This is a genomic window from Hoeflea sp., from assembly GCF_984452065.1.
This window is the reverse complement of the sequence record NZ_CFHWAF010000044.1, coordinates 1-18,516: the sequence shown is the minus strand read 5'-3', so window position 1 is coordinate 18,516 and position 18,516 is coordinate 1. Positions and strand designations below refer to the sequence as shown.

Genomic DNA, 18,516 nt, shown 5'->3' with positions numbered 1-18,516 from the left:
GTCAGTACCAGGTCAGCATCTTGCAGGTTTCGTTCGACACGACGGCGCTGGCGCTTTCCTGTGTCGTTCCGCCATAGCCGTTCGCGGCCCGGTATTCCATGGTGAAAACATTGGTGCCGTTCGCCGAGACCGGTGCCGGTTGGGTCTTGATATGCTCGAAGCTGGCCGGATCGCGCAAATTGCGTTTCACCGCCCTGACCAGAGGTTCGAAGGCGCCATCCCATCGCGAGAGGCAATGCTCAGCGTAAATGTCGGTCGGGGCGATACCCGCCGCATCGCGGTCCTTGTTGTATCCGATGAAATATCCGGTGAGAAAAAGGCCCGCAAAAACAACGGTGCCCAATCCGAGAAGCGCCGGGTTTTTGGCGTGAGAAGCCTTTGGCGGTTCTTCCTCGAAGTCCGCCTCTTCCTGTTTTCCGGTTTTCGCCTCGTTGTATTCCGCCCGGCTGATTTCACCAGCCCTGAGTATCCGCTTCAGCCTGACGAGGCCCTCATCGCCATAAGCCACGGTCAATCTCCGCGTTTTGTCCGCCCGGGTTGAATCACAGCACATTTGCGTAAATAAACAGTAAGGATTGCACTCTGAGTTGTAATAATCCCCGGTCTGCTCAATCCCTCGAGACCAATCCAGGGCGCGCAGGAATGACGGCGGTCTTACGGCTTTTAACATTGTTTGTTCGCCCTGGCTGATCCGCCTGGCGTGTGCGTGCGTAATACCCCACGCCGGCACAATTAGATCAACAGTCTCACAGGAGAACAGAAAATGTTCAGACGTACGCTTCTTGCCGCCTTTGCCGCCCTGCCGCTCGCGTTTGGCGCGGTTTCAGCCAAGGCGGCCGACATCGTCGATACGGCCGTGTCCGCCGGTAACTTCAACACTCTCGTTGCCGCCGTGCAGGCCGCGGGGCTTGTCGATACCTTGAAGGGCGAGGGTCCGTTCACGGTATTCGCGCCGACCGACGAAGCTTTTGAAAAATTGCCGGCCGGCACCGTAGAGAACCTGCTGAAGCCGGAAAACAAGGATCAACTCGTTGCCGTGCTCACTTATCACGTGATCCCCGGCAAGGTCATGTCGGGCGATATCGCCGGCAAGAAAATGGGCGTTAAGACCGTTCAGGGCAGCGAACTGATGGTCGATGCCATGGACGGCGTCAAGGTGGACGATGCAACCGTCGTGACGGCGGACATCGAGACATCGAACGGCGTGATCCACGTCATCGATCAGGTCGTTTTGCCGAAATAGGCCATTCCGATTGACAAGCGGGCCGGCCTTGTGCCGGCCTTGCCCCGGATAAATGCCGGACGGGCGAGGCCCGTGCGGTATCGGCGTGGCTTGTGAAACCGGACTAATCGTTTTTCACAAGACCCTCCTGCCTGGTCGGGACATCACGCATCGACGGCGATCTCAGCAATTTCGGGGAGGGGAATGAACCCGGGAGAACGGTCTTTGTCACATTATTCCGGTCCTGATATTCCGGTTCTGACGCGTTTTGAGCAAGTGGCGGACGGGTCCCTCTACGCTTCCCTCCCGGACAACTGGCAGATCGGTATCGCCGATGTCGTCAATTCGACTGCCGCCATTGGCAACGGCCTTTACAAATCGGTGAATTTTGCAGGGGCGGCGACGATCAGCGCCGTTTCGAATTCCGTCGGCGGCGGATTGCCGCTCTTTGCGTTCGGCGGCGATGGCGCGCATTTCGTCGTGCGGCCGGACCAGGCGGACGACGCATCGCGCGCCCTGGCCCGGGTGTCCCGCTGGGTCAAAAGCGAGCTCGAACTGGATCTGCGTGTCGGCATGACCGGCATCGCGGAGATACGTCAAGCCGGCTTTGATGTGTGTGCGGCCTATTGGCGTGCATCGGATCATGTCCAGTATTCGCTCTTTACCGGCGGAGGTCTGGAATGGGCCGAAAAGCAGCTCAAGGCGGGCGTCGTTGCGATCCGCCCGAATGGCGCTGATGGCGATCCGGATCTGTCGGGTCTTTCTTGTCAATGGGGACCGGTGATGTCCACGCGGGGCAAGATCATATCTCTGATCGTGAAGCCGGCGCCTCATTCGACGCCGTCGCAATTCGAGAAAGCAACCCGGAAAATCATCCTGGCGCTCGCAAAGGCGAAAGCCGTAAACCCGGTTCCCGGTGCCGGACCGGACGTCCGGTGGCCCGGCGCCTCCCTGGACCTGCAGTCAAGAGCCCTTACGGGGTTCGGCTTTGACGGGCTGAGGAAAGCCTGGACGATTGCCCGGACGGCCTTTTACTGGAGCCTGTTCAAGGCAGCGGCGCCGCTGCGTGGGTTGGCGCCAAACCGATACCGCGCAGATATTGCGGCGAATTCGGATTTCAGAAAGTACAATGACGGTCTGATGATGACCGTGGACTGTGCGCCGGAAACAATTGACGTCTTGAGAGACATTCTGGAAAAGGCCGCTAGGGATGGGATCATCCGATATGGTCTTCATGTTCAGGACGAGGCGTTGATCACCTGTGTCGTGCCGTCGGTCTTCGACAGGGACCACATGCATTTCATCGACGGGTCGGGCGGCGGCTACGCGTCGGCGGCAAAGCAACTGCGGGCAAACCATCGCTAGGGAGCGGCGGCGACAGCCACCGGATCTGTGAGTGCGCTTTCCGTTTGGGCTACAATCAGTTCAACGTCCGTTGATTCGCCCGTTCAAGGCAGGATTGGCATTATGGGTTCGAACACCAAAGGTGCGCTTCTGGGGCTTCTGGGTTTTGCGGTTTTCGCGACCCATGATGTCATCGTGAAATATCTCGGAGCGGTCTACAGCCCCTATCAGATCCTGTTCTTCAGCGTGATGTTCGGCTTTCCGCTGGTCTCCCTCATGCTGGTTCACGACACCAGCGCCGATACGATGCGTCCGCGGCACCCGTGGTGGACCGCGCTTCGCACCGGCTCCATTCTTGTCTCCACCACCTGCATTTTCTATGCGTTTTCCGTGCTGCCCCTGACGCAGACCTATTCGATCCTGTTTACCGTGCCGCTTCTCATCACGCTCTTGTCCATTCCGCTCCTCGGGGAGCGGGTCGGTGTGCATCGCGGCGGTGCGGTTCTCGTCGGATTTGTCGGAGTGCTCATTGTGGTCCGCCCCGGCGCGGCCGAGCTTGAGCTCGGCCATGCCGCCGCCTTTGTCGGCGCGTTCGGCTCGGCACTGACCTCGATCATCGTACGCAGGATCGGAAAGGATGAACGCGACCTTGTGTTGCTGCTTTATCCGATGCTCGGCAGCTTCATCGTCATGGGAATCATGATGCCGTTCGATTACCGGCCGATGCCGGTCACCGATCTGCTGGCGATCGCGGTGCTGTCACTGCTGGGCTTTGTCGCGCTGAACTGTATGATCGGCGCCTACAAGGCGGGCGAAGCGGTTATCGTGGCACCGATGCAATACTCCCAGATTTTGTGGGCGGTGCTGTTCGGTGCGATTTTTTTCAACGAGACGCCTGAACGGCACACGCTGATCGGGGCGGCGGTCATTATCCTGAGCGGCGTCTATATCGTCCTGCGCGAAAACCGTAAGAATATCTCGGAAAACACGCCGGTCCTCAGAACCAGAAGCCGTGTGGTTGCCGGGACTTACTTTCGTATCGGCCCGCGTATTAGGGCCGCCCGCAAGAAGAAACGGCCATAATCTTGGCGAGCAGACCGGTCTTGCCGTAAATCTTGTGCAACCTTAAATGGATATTGTGTATTTTCCTTTTTCGATCGCAAGCGAATACGTAAGTATGGTTGCAAAGCCAATTAATTTACAGGTTAACCTATTTTTTACAATAAAACGTTAGTGTTTTATTAGAAGTTATCGATGGTTGAAATGAATTCAACCAACCGTCATCTCCGCAAATTCATGATGAGTGTTTACAAGCATTGCGTTTGTAAATGATCGGGGAAGCGCCGCCAGCGCCAATCATCCATTTGGGCCGCCAAGCATCACGTCGGCTCTACTGACCTTGGGAGACAGGCCTTGCTTTTATCCAATTCAACCCTCGTCCTTAAAGCCCTTCAACAATCGCAGGCGATCATAGAATTTGATCTGGACGGCAATATTCTCGACGCAAACCGGAATTTTTGCTCCGCCCTCGGTTATGACCGTTCCGAGATTGTCGGCCGTCATCACAGCATGTTCGTCAAGCCGCATGAGGCGGAGAGTGACGAGTACCGGGAATTCTGGTCGCAGTTGCGGACCGGCGAATTCCAGACGGGGGAATTCCGGCGCTTCGGCAAGGACGGGAAAGAGGTCTGGATCCAGGCGACCTACAATGCCGTCCGGGATCGCGGCGGCAAGCCTTACAAGATCGTGAAATGCGCGATTGTCACTACCGGAAAGAAGCTGAAGGCCAATGAGGACGGGGCCAAACTCGATGCCGTTTCCCGCACCCAGGCGATTATTGAATTCGATCCGACCGGCATCATCCTGGATGCCAACGAGAATTTCTGCAAAACCGTCGGCTATGCTCTTGAAGAGATCGTCGGCCGTCATCACAGGATGTTTGTCGGTCCCGATTATGCGGTGCAGCCGGAATATCTGGAATTCTGGGACAGGCTGGCGGCGGGCGAGTTCATCGCCGAAGAGTTCAAGCGGTTCGGCAAGGGTAACAGGGAGGTCTGGATCCAGGCGTCCTATAACCCGATCTTCGACGCCGACGGCAAGGTTATCAAGGTGGTCAAATTTGCAACGGATATCACCGGCCGCGTCCGTGCCGTCAATGAAATCGGCGGGGGTCTGAACAAACTGGCGGACGGTGATCTCAGGCAGCACATCGACGAGCCCTTTATCCCGAGCCTCGACCGGCTCAGGACCGATTTCAACAGTTCGGTCGAAAGACTTGAGGCCGCGTTGAGCCAGGTCGGTATAAATGCCTCGGTGATCATGGGCGGAACATCCGAGATAAAAACCGCGTCGGATGAACTTGCCAGACGCACGGAGCAGCAGGCCGCTTCGGTGGAGGAAACCGCCGCCGCCGTCGAGCAGATCGCGGCAACGGTGAAAACGACCGCGCAGCGCGCCGAAGAGGCAGGACTCCTGTCGCAGGCCACAAAATCCGAGGCAGAAAAATCCGGCGCCGTCGTCGAAGAGGCGGTTCTGGCGATGGACGAGATCAAGGACTCGTCCGACAAGATCTCCAGCATCATCGGGATGATTGACGACATCGCGTTCCAGACCAACCTGCTTGCATTGAACGCCGGTGTCGAAGCCGCGCGGGCGGGAGAGGCGGGCAGGGGGTTTGCCGTCGTTGCGCAGGAGGTGCGTGAGCTCGCCCAGCGCTCGGCATCCGCCGCCAAGGACATAAGGGCCCTGATCACCACGTCCGGCGGACAGGTTCAGTCCGGGGTCGACCTCGTCGCGGCCACGGGACAGGCGCTGAAGTCGATCGTGGGATCGATTGTCGAAGTGACCGATCATGTCTCGGCGATTGTCGAAGCCTCTCGGGAGCAGTCGAACGGACTTGAAGAAATCAATCGCGCGGTCAATACGATCGACGAGGGCACCCAGCAAAATGCCGCCATGGCCGAGGAGGCAACGGCCTCCAGCCACACTCTGGAAACCGAGGCTGTGGCCCTGACGAAGATGCTCGGGCAGTTCAAACTTGCCGCCGTGCCGGCAGCGGGACGATCCGGCGCCGCACTTGCGCCATCCGGAAGGACGGCGGCACCCGTCCTTGACGGGAACGCGGCTGTGAACAGCGAGAGCTGGGCGGAGTTCTGATTCCGAAACAGTCACGGCGGTCCTCGGCCTCCGTGGGGCCCGAACGGCCGCAATGGCCGGCTTGTTTGCGGCGGGGATGTTGACGGAGTTGCCGCCGCTCCTCTAAATCACCGCTTTATGACCGACACAGCCCGTTCCATTCTCACATCGCTTTTTGACGCGGCGATCGCGGCTGCCGAGCCGCAATTGACCATTCGTCATCACCTTCCACCGCAGCCGAAAGGACGTACAGTGGTGGTCGGCGCCGGCAAGGGCGTCGCCCAGCTTGCCCGCGCGCTGGAACAACATTGGGACGGTCCGCTCCAGGGCGTGGTGGTCACACGCTACGGGTTCGGTGCCGACTGCGCGCGTATCGGGGTCCTGGAGGCCGCGCATCCGGTGCCGGACCGGGCCGGGTTCGACGGGGCGATGCAACTGCTTGAAGCCGTCAGCGGTCTGGGTCCGGACGATCTGGTCATAGCCTTGATATGCGGCGGAGCCTCGGCGCTGCTGCCTTGTCCCGCGGACGGTTTGTCGCTTGACGACGAAATCGACGTCAACCGGGCTCTTCTTGCCTCCGGCGCGCCGATTTCGGCGATGAACGCCGTTCGCAAGCAGATTTCGATGATCAAGGGCGGGCGGCTCGCCGCCGCGGCCCATCCGGCGAAGGTCGTCAGCCTGATCGTCTCCGACATTCCCGGTGACAATCCCGCCGATGTGGGGTCGGGTCCGACGGTCGCCGATGCGACAACCGCGCAGGATGCGCTGCGCGCCATCGAGCACTACCGGATCGGGCTTTCTCCCAGGATCGTCTCGCATATTCAGGACGCGCGTTCGCCGCCGCCGGCGGTCGATGATCCGAGACTGGTCGGCGGCACATGTGCGATCATCGCATCGGCCGGGGTATCCCTCGAGGCAGCGGCCGAAAAGGCGCGTCAAATGGGTCTTGAGGCAGCGATACTTTCGGACAGTGTCGAGGGCGAGGCGCGGGAAACGGCGCATGTGCACGCCGCGATCGCGCGGGAAATCGTGCTGCGCGACCGGCCTTTCAGAAAACCGGTTGTGCTGCTTTCGGGCGGCGAAACGACGGTGACGCTGAAGGGCGGCGGCAAGGGCGGGCGCAATACGGAGTTCCTTCTGTCCCTGGCGCTCGACATTGACGGGCTGGACGGGATCGACGCGCTGTGTGCGGATACGGACGGCATTGACGGCTCGCAGGACAATGCCGGCGCTTTTGCAGATGGCGACAGTGTTTCGCGGATGCGACGCGCCGGCCTCGATCCGGCGGCGCTGCTTGCCGACAATGACGCCTGGACCGCCTTCAAGGCCGTGAATGCCTTGTTCGAGCCAGGACCGACCGGCACGAATGTCAACGATTTCAGAGCCATCCTGGTGCGCTGAGCCGGCGCGGCCTTCACCCCGTCAATCGAGCCGACCGGTATCTACCCGTTCCAGACGTTTGAGCACCTGCTGAAGATGCTCACGCTCGTCGATCAGGTTGAGTGCGACGGCGATACCGGCCTTGTTGACGCCCAGATCGTGGTAAAGGCGCCAGGCGGTCCGCACCCGTGTGATGCTGACGGCGGAAAAGCGCCAGCGGGCCGGTGCCTGCCCCATCGGGTCCAGAATACCCTCGTCGACAAGTTCGACCACCCACTCGGCGCGCACGCCGCATGACCTGCACAGTTCCGCAAGGCTGACCGCCTCGACCACTTCGGCAGAAACCACTTTCGTCCTCTTGACCATGGCCCTAAACTCCCAGCTTGGCGCGCGGATCGAAATTCATCTGGCTCGCCATCTTTTCATAGAGCGCGCGATCCTCGTCGCTCGTCACCGGCGGAACGGCGATCTGCAGGACGGCGTAAAGATTGCCGGCCGGTTTTCCGGGAATGCCGCGCCCTTTCAGCCGCAGTTTTTGCCCGGCCCTCGCATTCTGCGGTACCGTCAGTTCGACCACGCCGCTCGGAGTCGGCGCCTTGACCTTGCCGCCGAGCGCGGCCTCCCAGGGCGTGATCGGCAGATCGAAATAGACGTCCCGGCCTTCGACCGTATAGGCGGAATCCGGGTTGAAGCGGATTTCCAGAAAGAGGTCGCCGGCGTGTCCCTGGCCAATACCCGGCGTGCCCTGTCCGGCAAGCCGTATGTGCTGTCCTTCGGTTATGCCCTTGGGTATCTTCACCCGGATCGACCGGTCCTTGACCGTGACGTGACCGTCCTGATCCACGTCCGGCGCACGCAGCGAGATGGTTCGCGTCGCGCCCTCATAGGCGTCCGTCAGGTCAATGGTGATGCTGGCATGGTGGTCCTGGCCCTGGGCATGAAACGTGTGCCGGCCACGCGGCTGCGCGCCGGCACCGCGCGCCCTGCCGAAGAGGGATTCGAAGAAATCGCTGAACGCGGCCTCATCGGCCTCGGTATAGCCGCCCCCGGAGAATTCGAAGCCCTCGTTCCAGTCAGGCGGCGCCTGGAAATCCTGGCCGGCCTTCCAGTTGGCTCCGAGCTGATCGTAGGCGGCGCGTTTTTCCGGATCCTTGAGGACCTCGTAGGCTTCACCCGCCTCCTTGAACCTTTCTTCCGCGCCGGGCTCCTTGTTGACGTCCGGATGGTATTTGCGGGCGATCTTGCGGTAGGCCCGCTTGATATCGTCCTGGGTGGCGTTGCGTTCCAGCCCAAGTGTTTCGTAGTAGTCCTTGAAATCCATGCGAATTGTCCGGTGCCGGCATGCCTCGGTTGCGGGTCGAATCTGGCGGCCGCCCGATCGCGGCCGCGATCAACTCTGAATTGTTCCGTGTCGTTTGTCCAGATGCGGCAAGGCCCGGCCCGGTCCGATGTAATCATGGTCGCAGACCGGCAGGCCCGGTCCGGATGGAGATCAATATGGTGCCGCAAGAGGCCGGGCGCGAGGCTCGCGATAACGATCCGTACAAAGCACCCGTGCAGGGCATCGATGTATCGCGTTACCAGGGTGACATCGACCGGGCGCCAGTGTCTGCCGCCGGTGTCCGTTTCACGGGATCAGGACCGCCGCGCCGTTGATGTTGCCCGCCCGCAGATCGTCAAGGGCCCGATTGGCGTCCGCAAGCGGATAGCTGTGCGTTTCGGTCCTGATCGGCACCTTTGAAACAAGATCGAGAAATTCGGTCCCGTCCCGACGCGTCAGATTGGCGACGGAGCGCACGATCCTCTCTTCCCAGAGGATCGAATACGGAAAGGACGGGATATCGCTCATATGAATGCCGGCGCACACGACGGTGCCGCCTTTGCGCACCGCCCGCAGCGCATCCGGCACAAGGCTTCCGACCGGTGCAAAGATGATGGCGGCATCGAGCCGTCCGGGCGGGCTTTCTTCGGATGATCCGGCCCAGACGGCGCCCAGTTCTCGGGCAAAGTCCTGTGCGGCGATGTCTCCGGGGCGGGTGAACGCATAAACCTCACGCCCTTGATAAACGGCAAGCTGGATGAGGATGTGGGCGGCAGCGCCGAAGCCGTAAAGACCGAGCCGTGTTGCGTCGCCGGTCATGCAGTAAGAGCGATAGCCGATCAGGCCGGCGCACATCAGCGGCGCAAGGGCGGCCGGCTCTTCCCGTTCGGGCAACGCAAAACAATATTGCGCGTCGGCGACCGTGTATTGCGCGTAACCGCCATCGATTTGATAGCCGGTAAATCCCGGCGCGTCGCAAAGGTTTTCCTGATGGGCGCGGCAATAGGGGCATGTGCCGCAGGTGTGGCCGAGCCAGGGGACGCCGATGCGCCGGCCCTTTTGCAGTCCTTTGGCGGCCGCGCCGGTGTCCGCGACCGTTCCGACAATCTCGTGGCCGGGGATGATCGGCAGTTTCGGCTCGGTCAGATCGCCGTCCACCACATGAAGGTCGGTGCGGCAGACGCCGCAGGCCAGCACCTTGACCAGCACCTGGTTCGGGCCGGGGGACGGCACCGGCATGTCGCGCAATAGAAGGTCGGAACCGGGCCGTTCCAACACCATGGCCTTCATGTGGTCCTGCATGTCCATGATCGTTCCGTTCAGCCAGCCAGCGTGCCCGCGATCAACAGTGCCCCGCAGGCGGCGATACCGCAATAGGGCACCCATACGGGCACGATAAATGTGCCCTGTGGAGGCTCGGCTCCCGATTGTTTGATGCGAATGAGCGCGGCGCAGACGGTCATGAAGATCGTCAGGGTGATTGCCGATGTCCATTCGGCGAGCCGGGTGATGGGAAAGGCAAGAGCGAGCAGCAGAACGACTGACGTGGAAAGTCCCGTTGCATAAAGCGGTGTGTGTGTCGCTTGATTGACCCGGCCGAGGATAGCAGGCAGCACACCACGGTTTGCCAGACCGTAGAGCACACGCGCGGCCATCAGGAGCTGGACGATAATGCCGTTGACCGTCGCGACAATGGCGATCAGCGTTATGGAGAGCGGAGACAGGCCGGTGGTTTGTGAAAACACCAGGGCAAGCGGCGCGTCCGTGCCGACGATCTTCGCGACCGGAACCGAAGCCAGAGCGGCAAGAGCCACCGCGACATAGATCGTCAGGCTGAGCGCCAGCGTGATGAAAATGCCCCGTGCCAAGGTCTTTTGCGGATTGACCGTTTCTTCGGCAATGGACGGGATGTCCTCAAATCCGATAAAGGCGAAGAAGGCCAGCAGGCTCGAACTTATAATGCCGAACCAGATGACCGACGAGAAGGACGGCGGGACGGATCGTGCAACCTGTCCTGCAAGGTCGGCATCGGAGAAGGCGGCACCGGCAACAATCGCAACCAGACCGGCCACCTCGATCAGGGTCAGCAGGCCGGCAAGCGTGATGGATTCCCGCACGCCGAACCCGGAGACCAGTCCTGTCGCGAGGATCACGGCAACGAGCAATATTGTCGGCGGAAGATCAATGATCTGGGCGATGTAGCCCACCGCTCCGTGGGCAATCGCGGCCGATGAGACGATGCCGACCGATGCAACGGCCAGCCCGACAATGAGGAACAGGTGTTTCGAGCCGAAACCGGCTTCGGCAAAATGCGCTTCCGCCGCCGCATAGGGCAGGCGGCCCGTCAGTTCGGCGTAGCAGGCGGCGGGAAACAGCATGACAAAACCGGCGAGCAGGAAGGACACGGGGGCGAATTCGCCGGCCCGCCCGATGACTTCGCCGATCAGCACATAGATGCCCGCGCCGACCGTGACGCCGAGCCCGTAGAAGATGACATAGGGCAGCGTCAGCGTCCGCTTGAGCTTTGACGGGGCGGTGTAAGCGTCTGTCTCGTCTGTCATGGCCTCACACGGTCCGGTTATGTGATGCTCTCAAGTCTTCAGTGTTTCATGCGTGCGGCGGCATGTCTTTGCGCGAGGTCAATGTCCGAATAGGTGATCGGCATCACCTATTCCTCGGTGCGAAAAACCGTGTGCTGGACGATAAGAATGGTTGCCAGCGGCGCGGCGACGCCGGTGACCGAGACGGCAATGAGAAGCCAGCCGAGGGAATCGTAATTCGCTGCCGTGATGATTTCTCCGGTCATCCGGTCGCGCACCTCGCGGGTCACCAGAAATGCCTGATTGAGGTATTTTGTCAGCAGGCTGCTTGCCGACAGCGCCAGATTGGTGAAGGAAGCCATGACCGCAAAGAAGGTGGCCTTGAGCTCGCCGGGCGCGTTCTTGGCGATCCAGGCGAGCATCGGGATCATGGCGATCTGACCCAGCGGAGATTCGACGGCGGTATCCATGACCGCGATGAACCGCGCGTCGACAATGCCGCCGGTCAGGGGGGCGGTCCATTGGTGCAGCCCGTAGTAAAGGCCGATATTGGGGAGCGACAGAACACCCGCGGCGATGGTCAGCAGGATAATGATGTGCGAAATGGTTCGCGAAGCGATCAGCGGGCGCAGGATGATCATGCCCGCGAGGGTCAGAAGCGAGGTGATCAGGGACAGGACCGAGAGGAATTGCTGATCGAAGCCGAGCACATCGATTTCGAACCACGTTGCGCCGGCGCCGGGGCGTGGCACGGCCCTGAAGACAAAGATAACGATCGCGGTGCCGATGAGCGCCCGTGCGTGGGCCTGGTCCAACTTGGCGATGAGCTGGCGCATGAGCGCGAGAACAATGGCGATCGATCCGAGGAAAACGACCTCCTGCGACGAGGCAATGCCTGACAGGCCGACCGCGAGTGTCAGCGCAATGAAGGCGACCCCGCCGACAAAATACCAGTGATTGGCTTCGGTTTTTTCCACCGGCCTGTCGACCTTCGCCGCGATTTCCTCGGGCGAGAGACCACGGCGAGCGAGCATCCGGCGCCGGCGGCGGCGCAAGATGGCCGCAAGCAGCACGCCGGAGATCGAGATCGCGGGGATCGCCAGTGCCATGATGTAGATACGCTGATAGATGGCCGCCTTTTCGATGGCCGTCATCGCCTCGACGCCCTCGAACATGACGATGTTGAGCACGGCGACGGCGACGAGGCCGCTGATCAATGCAATGCGCCCAAGTGTCTGCATGGTGGTGTGCAGGGCCTTGATCCGCGCTTCGCTGTAGGGTGTGCCGTCGTCGGTCTCGCGCGGCACCGCCTCGACGGACATGGCGTCGGCGACCGAATCCTGGATCACATAGCCGCTCGGCGAGAGGATAACGCTCAGCACATACCATGCCGAAAGCGGCATGATCGCCGTCATGCGGTCGGTATAGGCGATCAGGGCGAACATGATCATCAGGCTTGCCGTGACCAATGCCGCGCCGACGTGAACGAGCAGTGCCTTTCGGCGCCAGATAATGTCGACCAGATGGCCGAGGGGCATTTTCAGCGCCCAGGGAATGCCGGCCCAGAAGGCAAGGCCGGCGAGGAAGGATGCCGAAAGCCCAAGATATTCCTTGACGAAGAAGGTCCCGACGATGCCTGTCAGGCCGGATATGCCCGCGGCGAAGTAGATCATCAGTGGCGGCAGGTAGGACCAGCGGTACTGCCGCCAAAGGTCCAGAAAGATGGCGTCGGCCAGCCGGCCGATTGTTTTGCCTCTTGACGCCTTCGCCTGTGTCATGATCAACGGTTCCGTTTATCGGAGCATTATCCGCCAATTGCGCGCAAACGCCTTGATTCCGGTCAAAACGGCCTCGATCACCATATTGTGGTCGGTTGTGAGGCCCGTGTGGCGGTCGACCTTGGAACCGGCTAAGCTATGTAAGAATACATGGAACAGGTCGTTTCGATGAAAGAAAGGGAAGCAGCGGAGCAGCCGGCGCCTGCCGAATTCGGCGAGGCGCTTTCCGTGGTTGCCCTGGAACATATGACCGGACCATGCCGTGGAACCGTTACCTGGCTGTGGCAGCCGGAGGTTTACCTGCGGCTTGGCCCCTACGGGCATATGCACGTCACCGAAGGGCCGATGAACGAGGCGCGGGAAGGCTGGATGGCGGAAATCCGCCGCAGCGGCAACGGCTTCACGATCAATGCGATTGACGATCAGCCGCTTTGGATTAACCGGATACAGGTTGATTACAAGGTGCTGGAACACCATGACACGATCGAGTTCGGCAATAACGGGCCGATGTCGCGCTGTTATCTTTACGATAATCAGCATCCGATGCGCGAAAGCGTGTCTGACATTATCGGCGATACGGTTGCCTATTTCCGCAACAGCCGCCAGCCGTTTTTCCGGCGCCTTTTTCGCTCTGCGGGTCAGCTCGCACGGCGGCTTGCCGGCGAAACCACCGTGCTCTTCCGCATCTCGGTCGTTGTGTCGCTCGCCTTTCTCGGCTGGTTCACCTATCAGCAGGGCCGCATCGATACGCTGCTGACCCAGCAGGTGGAAAGCGGCGCGGCCGAGCTGGAGGCCTTTTCGAGCCGGCTGGCGCGGGCACGGGAAGAGGCGCTGACGCCGGAGGATCTGTCGGCGCTCAGCAGCGAATTGCGCAACGAACTCGCAACCACGGCGGAACGGGTGACGGATATCGAGCGCCGCTCGGAGGCGAGCGCAAATGTCATAGCCGATGCGATGCCGTCCGTCCTCTTCCTGCAGGGCGCCTGGGGTTTCAGGGAAAAGGACGGCGAGCGCATGCTGCGCGTCGTCGTCGACGAGAACGGCAATGCGGTGCCGACCGCATCCGGGGTGCCGCGCCTGTCGCTCGACGCCACCGGGCCGGTTGCCGAACGTCAGTTCACCGGAACCGGCTTCATGGTGGGCGACCAGGGCGCGCTGGTGACCAACCGCCATGTCGGCCGGCCGTGGGAATATGACGCCAATGTCAAGATGATGCTCACGGGCAATCTCGAACCGGTCATGACCCGTTTCATCGCCTATGTGCCGGGTATCCCCGATGCCATACCCGTCGAATTCGTCTCCGGCAGCGATGATGCGGATGTGGCGGTCCTCAGGCAGGTCGAGCCGGTTCTGCAGATCAAGGGTCTGCGTCTTGCAGCGGCGCCGCCGGACCCAGGCGATGAGATCATCGTCATGGGCTACCCGACCGGCCTTCGCTCCATGCTGGCGCAGGCCGGCGCGAAATTCCTCGAGGAATTGCGCGAAACCGGCGAAACGGGTTTCTGGAGTGTCGCCGAGCGCCTGGCGCTCGCAGGGCGCATTCTGCCGCTGGCGAGCCGGGGCATCGTCGGCGGAACGTCAGGCGAAATCATCGCCTATGATGCGGAGACCACCCATGGCGGCAGCGGCGGACCGGTGCTCGACGTCAATGGCGAAGTGGTTGCCGTCAATGCCGCCATCCTGCCCGAATATGGCGGTTCCAATCTCGGCGTTCCCGTCGCCAAGGTCCGCGAATTGCTCGAACGGGCCCATATGAACTAAAAGCTGAGTCGAAGCGCTTTTTATGTCATCACAACTCAAAAGATAACGACCTGACTATAGCGGTATCTCTTTGTAGCCTGATCCGGCTCAATGTTCTTACAGCTATGCTAAGTCCAGAATCCCGCTGCGCTTGATAAATGACTCAAGCGTGGATAGCGTTTGTCACAATCAGCGAGGACATTAACCGTGCACATCAGCAGAATTAAGCTAAAGAATTGGCGTAACTTCTCGACTGGAGAAGTTTCAAACCTTGCTGACGTTTCGTACGTGCTCGGACCCAATGCCTCCGGCAAATCAAACCTCCTTGATGCCCTTCGATTTCTACGTGATGTCGCGAAGGTAAAGGGTGGCGGCCTTCAAGAAGCTATCGAATCCAGGGGAGGGATCAAAAAGGTTCGATGTCTTCATGCACGCAGGGATACCGAAGTCCTTATCGAAATTGATATTGCGGACAACGACGGGAACCTTGCTTGGACCTATGAACTTGCGTTTTATATGCCTCGGTCCGGTCCGCGCGAACCTGAAGTGAAAACAGAAAAGGTCTGGTACGTAAAAAGGGATAAAAGAAAGATACTGCTTGAGCGCCCTGACGCGGACGATGATGTCGATAGATTTCGCCTGAGGGAAACGCATATCGAGCAGATTAGCGCCAATGCCGACTTCCGAGAATTGGCTTCATTTTTGGGTGACATAACATACGTTCACCTGGTTCCTCAGCTACTGAAGTTCGGGGATCAGATTGGCGGGCGCGTCGTCAGAGAAGACCCTTTTGGGCAGGAGTTCATGCTACGAATATCCCAGACGTCCCCGAAAACCAGAAGTGCAAGGCTTAGAAGGATTGAGAGTGCACTGCAATCAATAGTACCCCATCTGCAGAACCTCCAATTCGTAAAGGACGAATTTTCAGGTCAACCTCATTTGGAGATTAGGTTTAAGCATCATCGGCCACACGGTGCGCGACAACGTGAAGATCAGTTTTCAGATGGCACGCTTCGGCTGATTTCTCTGCTTTGGCTGCTTCAAGAGACGAGTGGATCACCGCTTTTGCTTGAAGAGCCTGAATTGTCGTTAAATGAAGAGATCGTTCAGCAGTTAGCCAGAGTCATTTCTGATATTATGCGCAAGTCCAGATCGCGCCGGCAAGTGATAATTACTACACATAGCGAAGCGCTTCTATCCAACCCGGGCATCGACCCGAACGGCTTGATTTTGGTTGTCCCTTCCGTCGAAGGCTCCACTTTGCGCAAAGTAGATAACAGCGAAAAAACAGCTTTACAGGCAGGTCTTTCACCCGCAGAGGTCGTGTTGCCAAGAGCTCGAAAGGTTAAGGGTAATCGACAGCTAGTTTTAGAGTTATGAGTGTATTCTACGCGGTGGAGGACCAGCTTAGCGGCAGCGTCGCAAAGCGTTTGATCCGGGAGCGATTTGGACTGGACTTTCCTTTGATGGAGCTTGGCAAAAAAGCCGCCGGATTCGGATATCTGAAAACCAATCTCTCAAAATACGCCAGTCTTGCCATGCGCTCCTTGTGTGCTCGTCTTGACAGACTTGGATACGAAAGCTTGTGCGCCAACACTAAAAGCCGAATGGCTAAGGGGTGCAAGGCTACCAAATCCCTTACCGGACAAATTGGCCTTCTGTGTCGCTGTGAGAGAAGTCGAGGCTTGGCTCATATCTGATCGGCGGAACTTAGCTGATTTTTTGGATATAAGCGCTGACCGAATAGCCAGAAATGTCGAGGATGATATCGCGAGTCCCAAAGAATATCTGCTCTACTTGGCCCGTTTATCGAAAAACAAGGAAATACGGTTTGACCTATTGCCCGGCGCACGTAGCCAAGCCTCAGTGGGATACGCGTATAATTCCAGGCTGTCTTCATTTGTCGAAACCAATTGGGATCCGACGGTCGCGGCAAGGGCCAGCAACAGTCTTAGTCGCGCGATTGAGCGGATAGATCGACTTTTCGATTTGTATGATGAGGAGAGGGCCTAGAGCAAGATGAGGTCAGGTTTTTGGTTTTCGAAGAGTCCGCATCAATCATATACATCTGAGCTGCGTGGAGCGTTGCAAGAGAACACCACGCTTGCGGGGTAAATCATGTCAAGCTGTCCAGCGGCCGCTGCCCAAGCACGATCAATAGGACACGCCGACGGCGCGGTTCAGATAGCGGCGGTCTGACGCGGAAACAGTATATCAAGCATATGAAATCCGTTGCCCGCAGGATGCTGGTTTCCCCGCAATCGCAATAGCGGGCCGGTATTCGGCAGTTGATTCGGCTGTGCGTAGAGACGCCGCTATAGTGTGGCGGGCAAACGGCGACCGGGCGAGCAGGGAGGAACAGATGGCGGCGATGGAATCCTTTCCGGACGCGCAGGCGCATGGGACGCTGCAGGAGGTTTTCCCCGGCGTCCATTTTGTCACCGGGTCGATCGCATTGGGCCGGCTCATGCCGGTGCGTTTCAGCCGGAACATGACCGTTATCTGTGAGGACGGGGCGTTGACGCTGGTCAATTCGGTGCGGCTCGATGCGGACGGGCTCACGACGCTTGAAGCGTTGGGCGAAGTCAGGCATGTCATTCGGCTGGCCGGTTTCCACGGCGTGGACGATCCGTTCTACAAGGACCGTTACGGCGCCACGATGTGGTCGGTCGACGCGCCTTACGTGAGGGGTTTTGGCGAAAGTTCCGAGACGTATTTCGAGGCCGATAGGGTTGTCGATGAAAAGACGGCCCTGCCCATCGAAGACGCGCGGATCGTGCCGTTCAAGTCGGCGCGTCCCGGCGAGGGGCTGCTTTTTCTCGACCGGGAGGGCGGTATCGTCATATCGGGCGACAGTTTGCAGAACTGGGCGCAAGCCAACGCCTATTTCAACCTGCCCGCCCGGATCATGATGCGGCTGATGGGGTTCATCAAACCGCACAATGTCGGCCCGGGCTGGCTGAGGGCCGCCAAACCCGACCGGGCTGAAATCCGCGCGGTTTTCGAAGGGCTGGCGTTTGAGCATGTGCTGCCGGCCCATGGCGAGCCGGTGATCGGCGATGCCAAGACCCACTATAGACCCGCTGTTGAGGCGCTATGACGAATTCTCCGTATGAACGTGTTGTTATCCTGACCGGTGCCGGTCTTTCCGCCGAATCAGGGCTCTCGACCTTCCGCGACAAAGACGGCATCTGGTCAAAAGTCAGAATCGAGGACGTGGCAACGCCCGAGGCCTTTGCGCGCGATCCGCAAAGGGTGCTCGATTTCTACAACGCCAGACGCAACGGCGCCCGCCATGTGGAGCCCAACGCAGCCCACGCGGCCCTGGCGCGTCTGGAGGAGGCGCATGGCGGCGACGTGCTGACCGTGACCCAGAACATCGATCCGTTGCATGAGGCGGCCGGCACGCAAAACCTCATCCATATGCACGGCGAAATCCGCAAGGTGCTGTGCAATCATTGCAGCGCGCGCACGCCCTATGAGGACGATCTGACGGTCGATCTGGTGTGCGCGCAATGCGGGATTGCGGGCGGCATGCGGCCGGATGTCGTCTGGTTCGGAGAGATGCCCTACCAGATGGAACGCATTTACGCGGCGCTTGGCGCATGCGATCTGTTCTTGTCCATCGGCACGAGCGGCAATGTCTACCCGGCGGCAGGGTTCGTGGCCGAGGCGAGGGCGGCCGGGGCGCGCACCGTCGAACTCAATCTCGAGCCGTCCGAGGGCATATCAATGTTCGATGAGGCGATTCACGGCAAGGCGACCGAGATCGTGCCCGCCTATGTGGAGCGATTGCTCGGCGGCGGTTAGAGCGAGTTGTGATTAGATTGAAGCATTTGACCGCGGCGATTTTGTTCTCTGACAAGGCGGGTTGCGCGCCGTGGTGCCAGCCCACCACAAGCGTGAGCCAACGCAGTCAGAGGGCAAAATCGCCCGGCCCGTTCATCTCTGCATTTCAATACGATAGTCCTTTCAGGGGTGGCGGCAAATCGGCCCATCGACAGCGTTGCGCCTTACCTGTTTGTTCAGCGCCAAAGGCTGTGTGATGGTGCCTTG

Annotated in this window: 15 protein-coding genes; 9 read left to right on the top strand and 6 right to left on the bottom strand. The window is 59.8% G+C overall.

What is annotated here, in order from left to right; all coding sequences use genetic code 11:
* Position 1: 1 nt before the first annotated feature.
* On the bottom strand, positions 2–508 hold the full coding sequence (locus AC5E6N_RS10625) for a hypothetical protein (RefSeq protein WP_491747793.1): 507 nt from the start codon (positions 506–508) through the stop codon (positions 2–4).
* Positions 509–763: 255 nt separating this feature from the next.
* On the opposite strand from AC5E6N_RS10625, the gene AC5E6N_RS10620 reads away from it, so the two are divergent.
* From AC5E6N_RS10620 to AC5E6N_RS10600, 5 genes are all read left to right on the top strand, one after another.
* The gene (locus tag AC5E6N_RS10620; RefSeq protein WP_491747792.1) at positions 764–1,243 is read left to right on the top strand and encodes a fasciclin domain-containing protein; all 480 of its coding nucleotides are present in this window, start codon (positions 764–766) and stop codon (positions 1,241–1,243) included.
* Between the two features lie 204 nt (positions 1,244–1,447).
* Positions 1,448–2,587, top strand: a complete 1,140-nt coding sequence (locus tag AC5E6N_RS10615; protein WP_491747791.1) for a DUF3095 domain-containing protein — start codon at positions 1,448–1,450, stop codon at positions 2,585–2,587.
* Between the two features lie 102 nt (positions 2,588–2,689).
* Positions 2,690–3,649: a DMT family transporter gene (locus AC5E6N_RS10610; protein WP_491688801.1), complete on the top strand. Its 960-nt coding sequence runs from the start codon at positions 2,690–2,692 to the stop codon at positions 3,647–3,649.
* Positions 3,650–3,979: 330 nt separating this feature from the next.
* Positions 3,980–5,722, top strand: coding sequence for a methyl-accepting chemotaxis protein (locus tag AC5E6N_RS10605; RefSeq protein ID WP_491747790.1), 1,743 nt, complete (start codon positions 3,980–3,982; stop codon positions 5,720–5,722).
* 117 nt (positions 5,723–5,839) lie between these two features.
* On the top strand, positions 5,840–7,102 hold the full coding sequence (locus AC5E6N_RS10600; protein WP_491747789.1) for a glycerate kinase type-2 family protein: 1,263 nt from the start codon (positions 5,840–5,842) through the stop codon (positions 7,100–7,102).
* Between the two features lie 21 nt (positions 7,103–7,123).
* Here AC5E6N_RS10600 and AC5E6N_RS10595 read toward each other — a convergent pair whose 3' ends face one another.
* From AC5E6N_RS10595 to AC5E6N_RS10575, 5 genes are all read right to left on the bottom strand, one after another.
* Positions 7,124–7,447, bottom strand: coding sequence for a chaperone modulator CbpM (locus tag AC5E6N_RS10595; protein ID WP_491747788.1), 324 nt, complete (start codon positions 7,445–7,447; stop codon positions 7,124–7,126).
* A gap of 4 nt (positions 7,448–7,451) precedes the next feature.
* Positions 7,452–8,402, bottom strand: coding sequence for a DnaJ C-terminal domain-containing protein (locus tag AC5E6N_RS10590; RefSeq protein WP_491747787.1), 951 nt, complete (start codon positions 8,400–8,402; stop codon positions 7,452–7,454).
* A 306-nt stretch (positions 8,403–8,708) separates the two neighbouring features.
* Positions 8,709–9,692 carry a zinc-dependent alcohol dehydrogenase family protein gene (locus AC5E6N_RS10585; RefSeq protein WP_491747808.1) on the bottom strand — a complete coding sequence of 328 codons (984 nt, stop codon included), beginning with the start codon at positions 9,690–9,692 and terminating at the stop codon, positions 8,709–8,711.
* Positions 9,693–9,721: 29 nt separating this feature from the next.
* Positions 9,722–10,963 carry an APC family permease gene (locus AC5E6N_RS10580; RefSeq protein WP_491747786.1) on the bottom strand — a complete coding sequence of 414 codons (1,242 nt, stop codon included), beginning with the start codon at positions 10,961–10,963 and terminating at the stop codon, positions 9,722–9,724.
* A gap of 107 nt (positions 10,964–11,070) precedes the next feature.
* The gene (locus AC5E6N_RS10575) at positions 11,071–12,720 is read right to left on the bottom strand and encodes an MFS transporter (RefSeq protein ID WP_491747785.1); all 1,650 of its coding nucleotides are present in this window, start codon (positions 12,718–12,720) and stop codon (positions 11,071–11,073) included.
* A 150-nt stretch (positions 12,721–12,870) separates the two neighbouring features.
* Here AC5E6N_RS10575 and AC5E6N_RS10570 point away from each other — a divergent pair, with 150 nt between their 5' ends.
* From AC5E6N_RS10570 to AC5E6N_RS10555, 4 genes are all read left to right on the top strand, one after another.
* Positions 12,871–14,481 carry a S1 family peptidase gene (locus AC5E6N_RS10570; protein WP_491747784.1) on the top strand — a complete coding sequence of 537 codons (1,611 nt, stop codon included), beginning with the start codon at positions 12,871–12,873 and terminating at the stop codon, positions 14,479–14,481.
* Between the two features lie 186 nt (positions 14,482–14,667).
* A complete protein-coding gene (locus tag AC5E6N_RS10565; RefSeq protein WP_491747783.1) occupies positions 14,668–15,840 on the top strand; it encodes an AAA family ATPase in 1,173 nt (390 codons plus the stop codon).
* Between the two features lie 982 nt (positions 15,841–16,822).
* Positions 16,823–17,560 (top strand): hypothetical protein, encoded by a 738-nt coding sequence (locus AC5E6N_RS10560; RefSeq protein ID WP_491747782.1) that lies wholly within the window; start codon positions 16,823–16,825, stop codon positions 17,558–17,560.
* A complete protein-coding gene (locus AC5E6N_RS10555; protein ID WP_491747781.1) occupies positions 17,557–18,270 on the top strand; it encodes an NAD-dependent deacylase in 714 nt (237 codons plus the stop codon). The genes AC5E6N_RS10560 and AC5E6N_RS10555 overlap by 4 nt, the downstream gene beginning before the upstream one ends.
* Positions 18,271–18,516 lie beyond the last annotated feature (246 nt).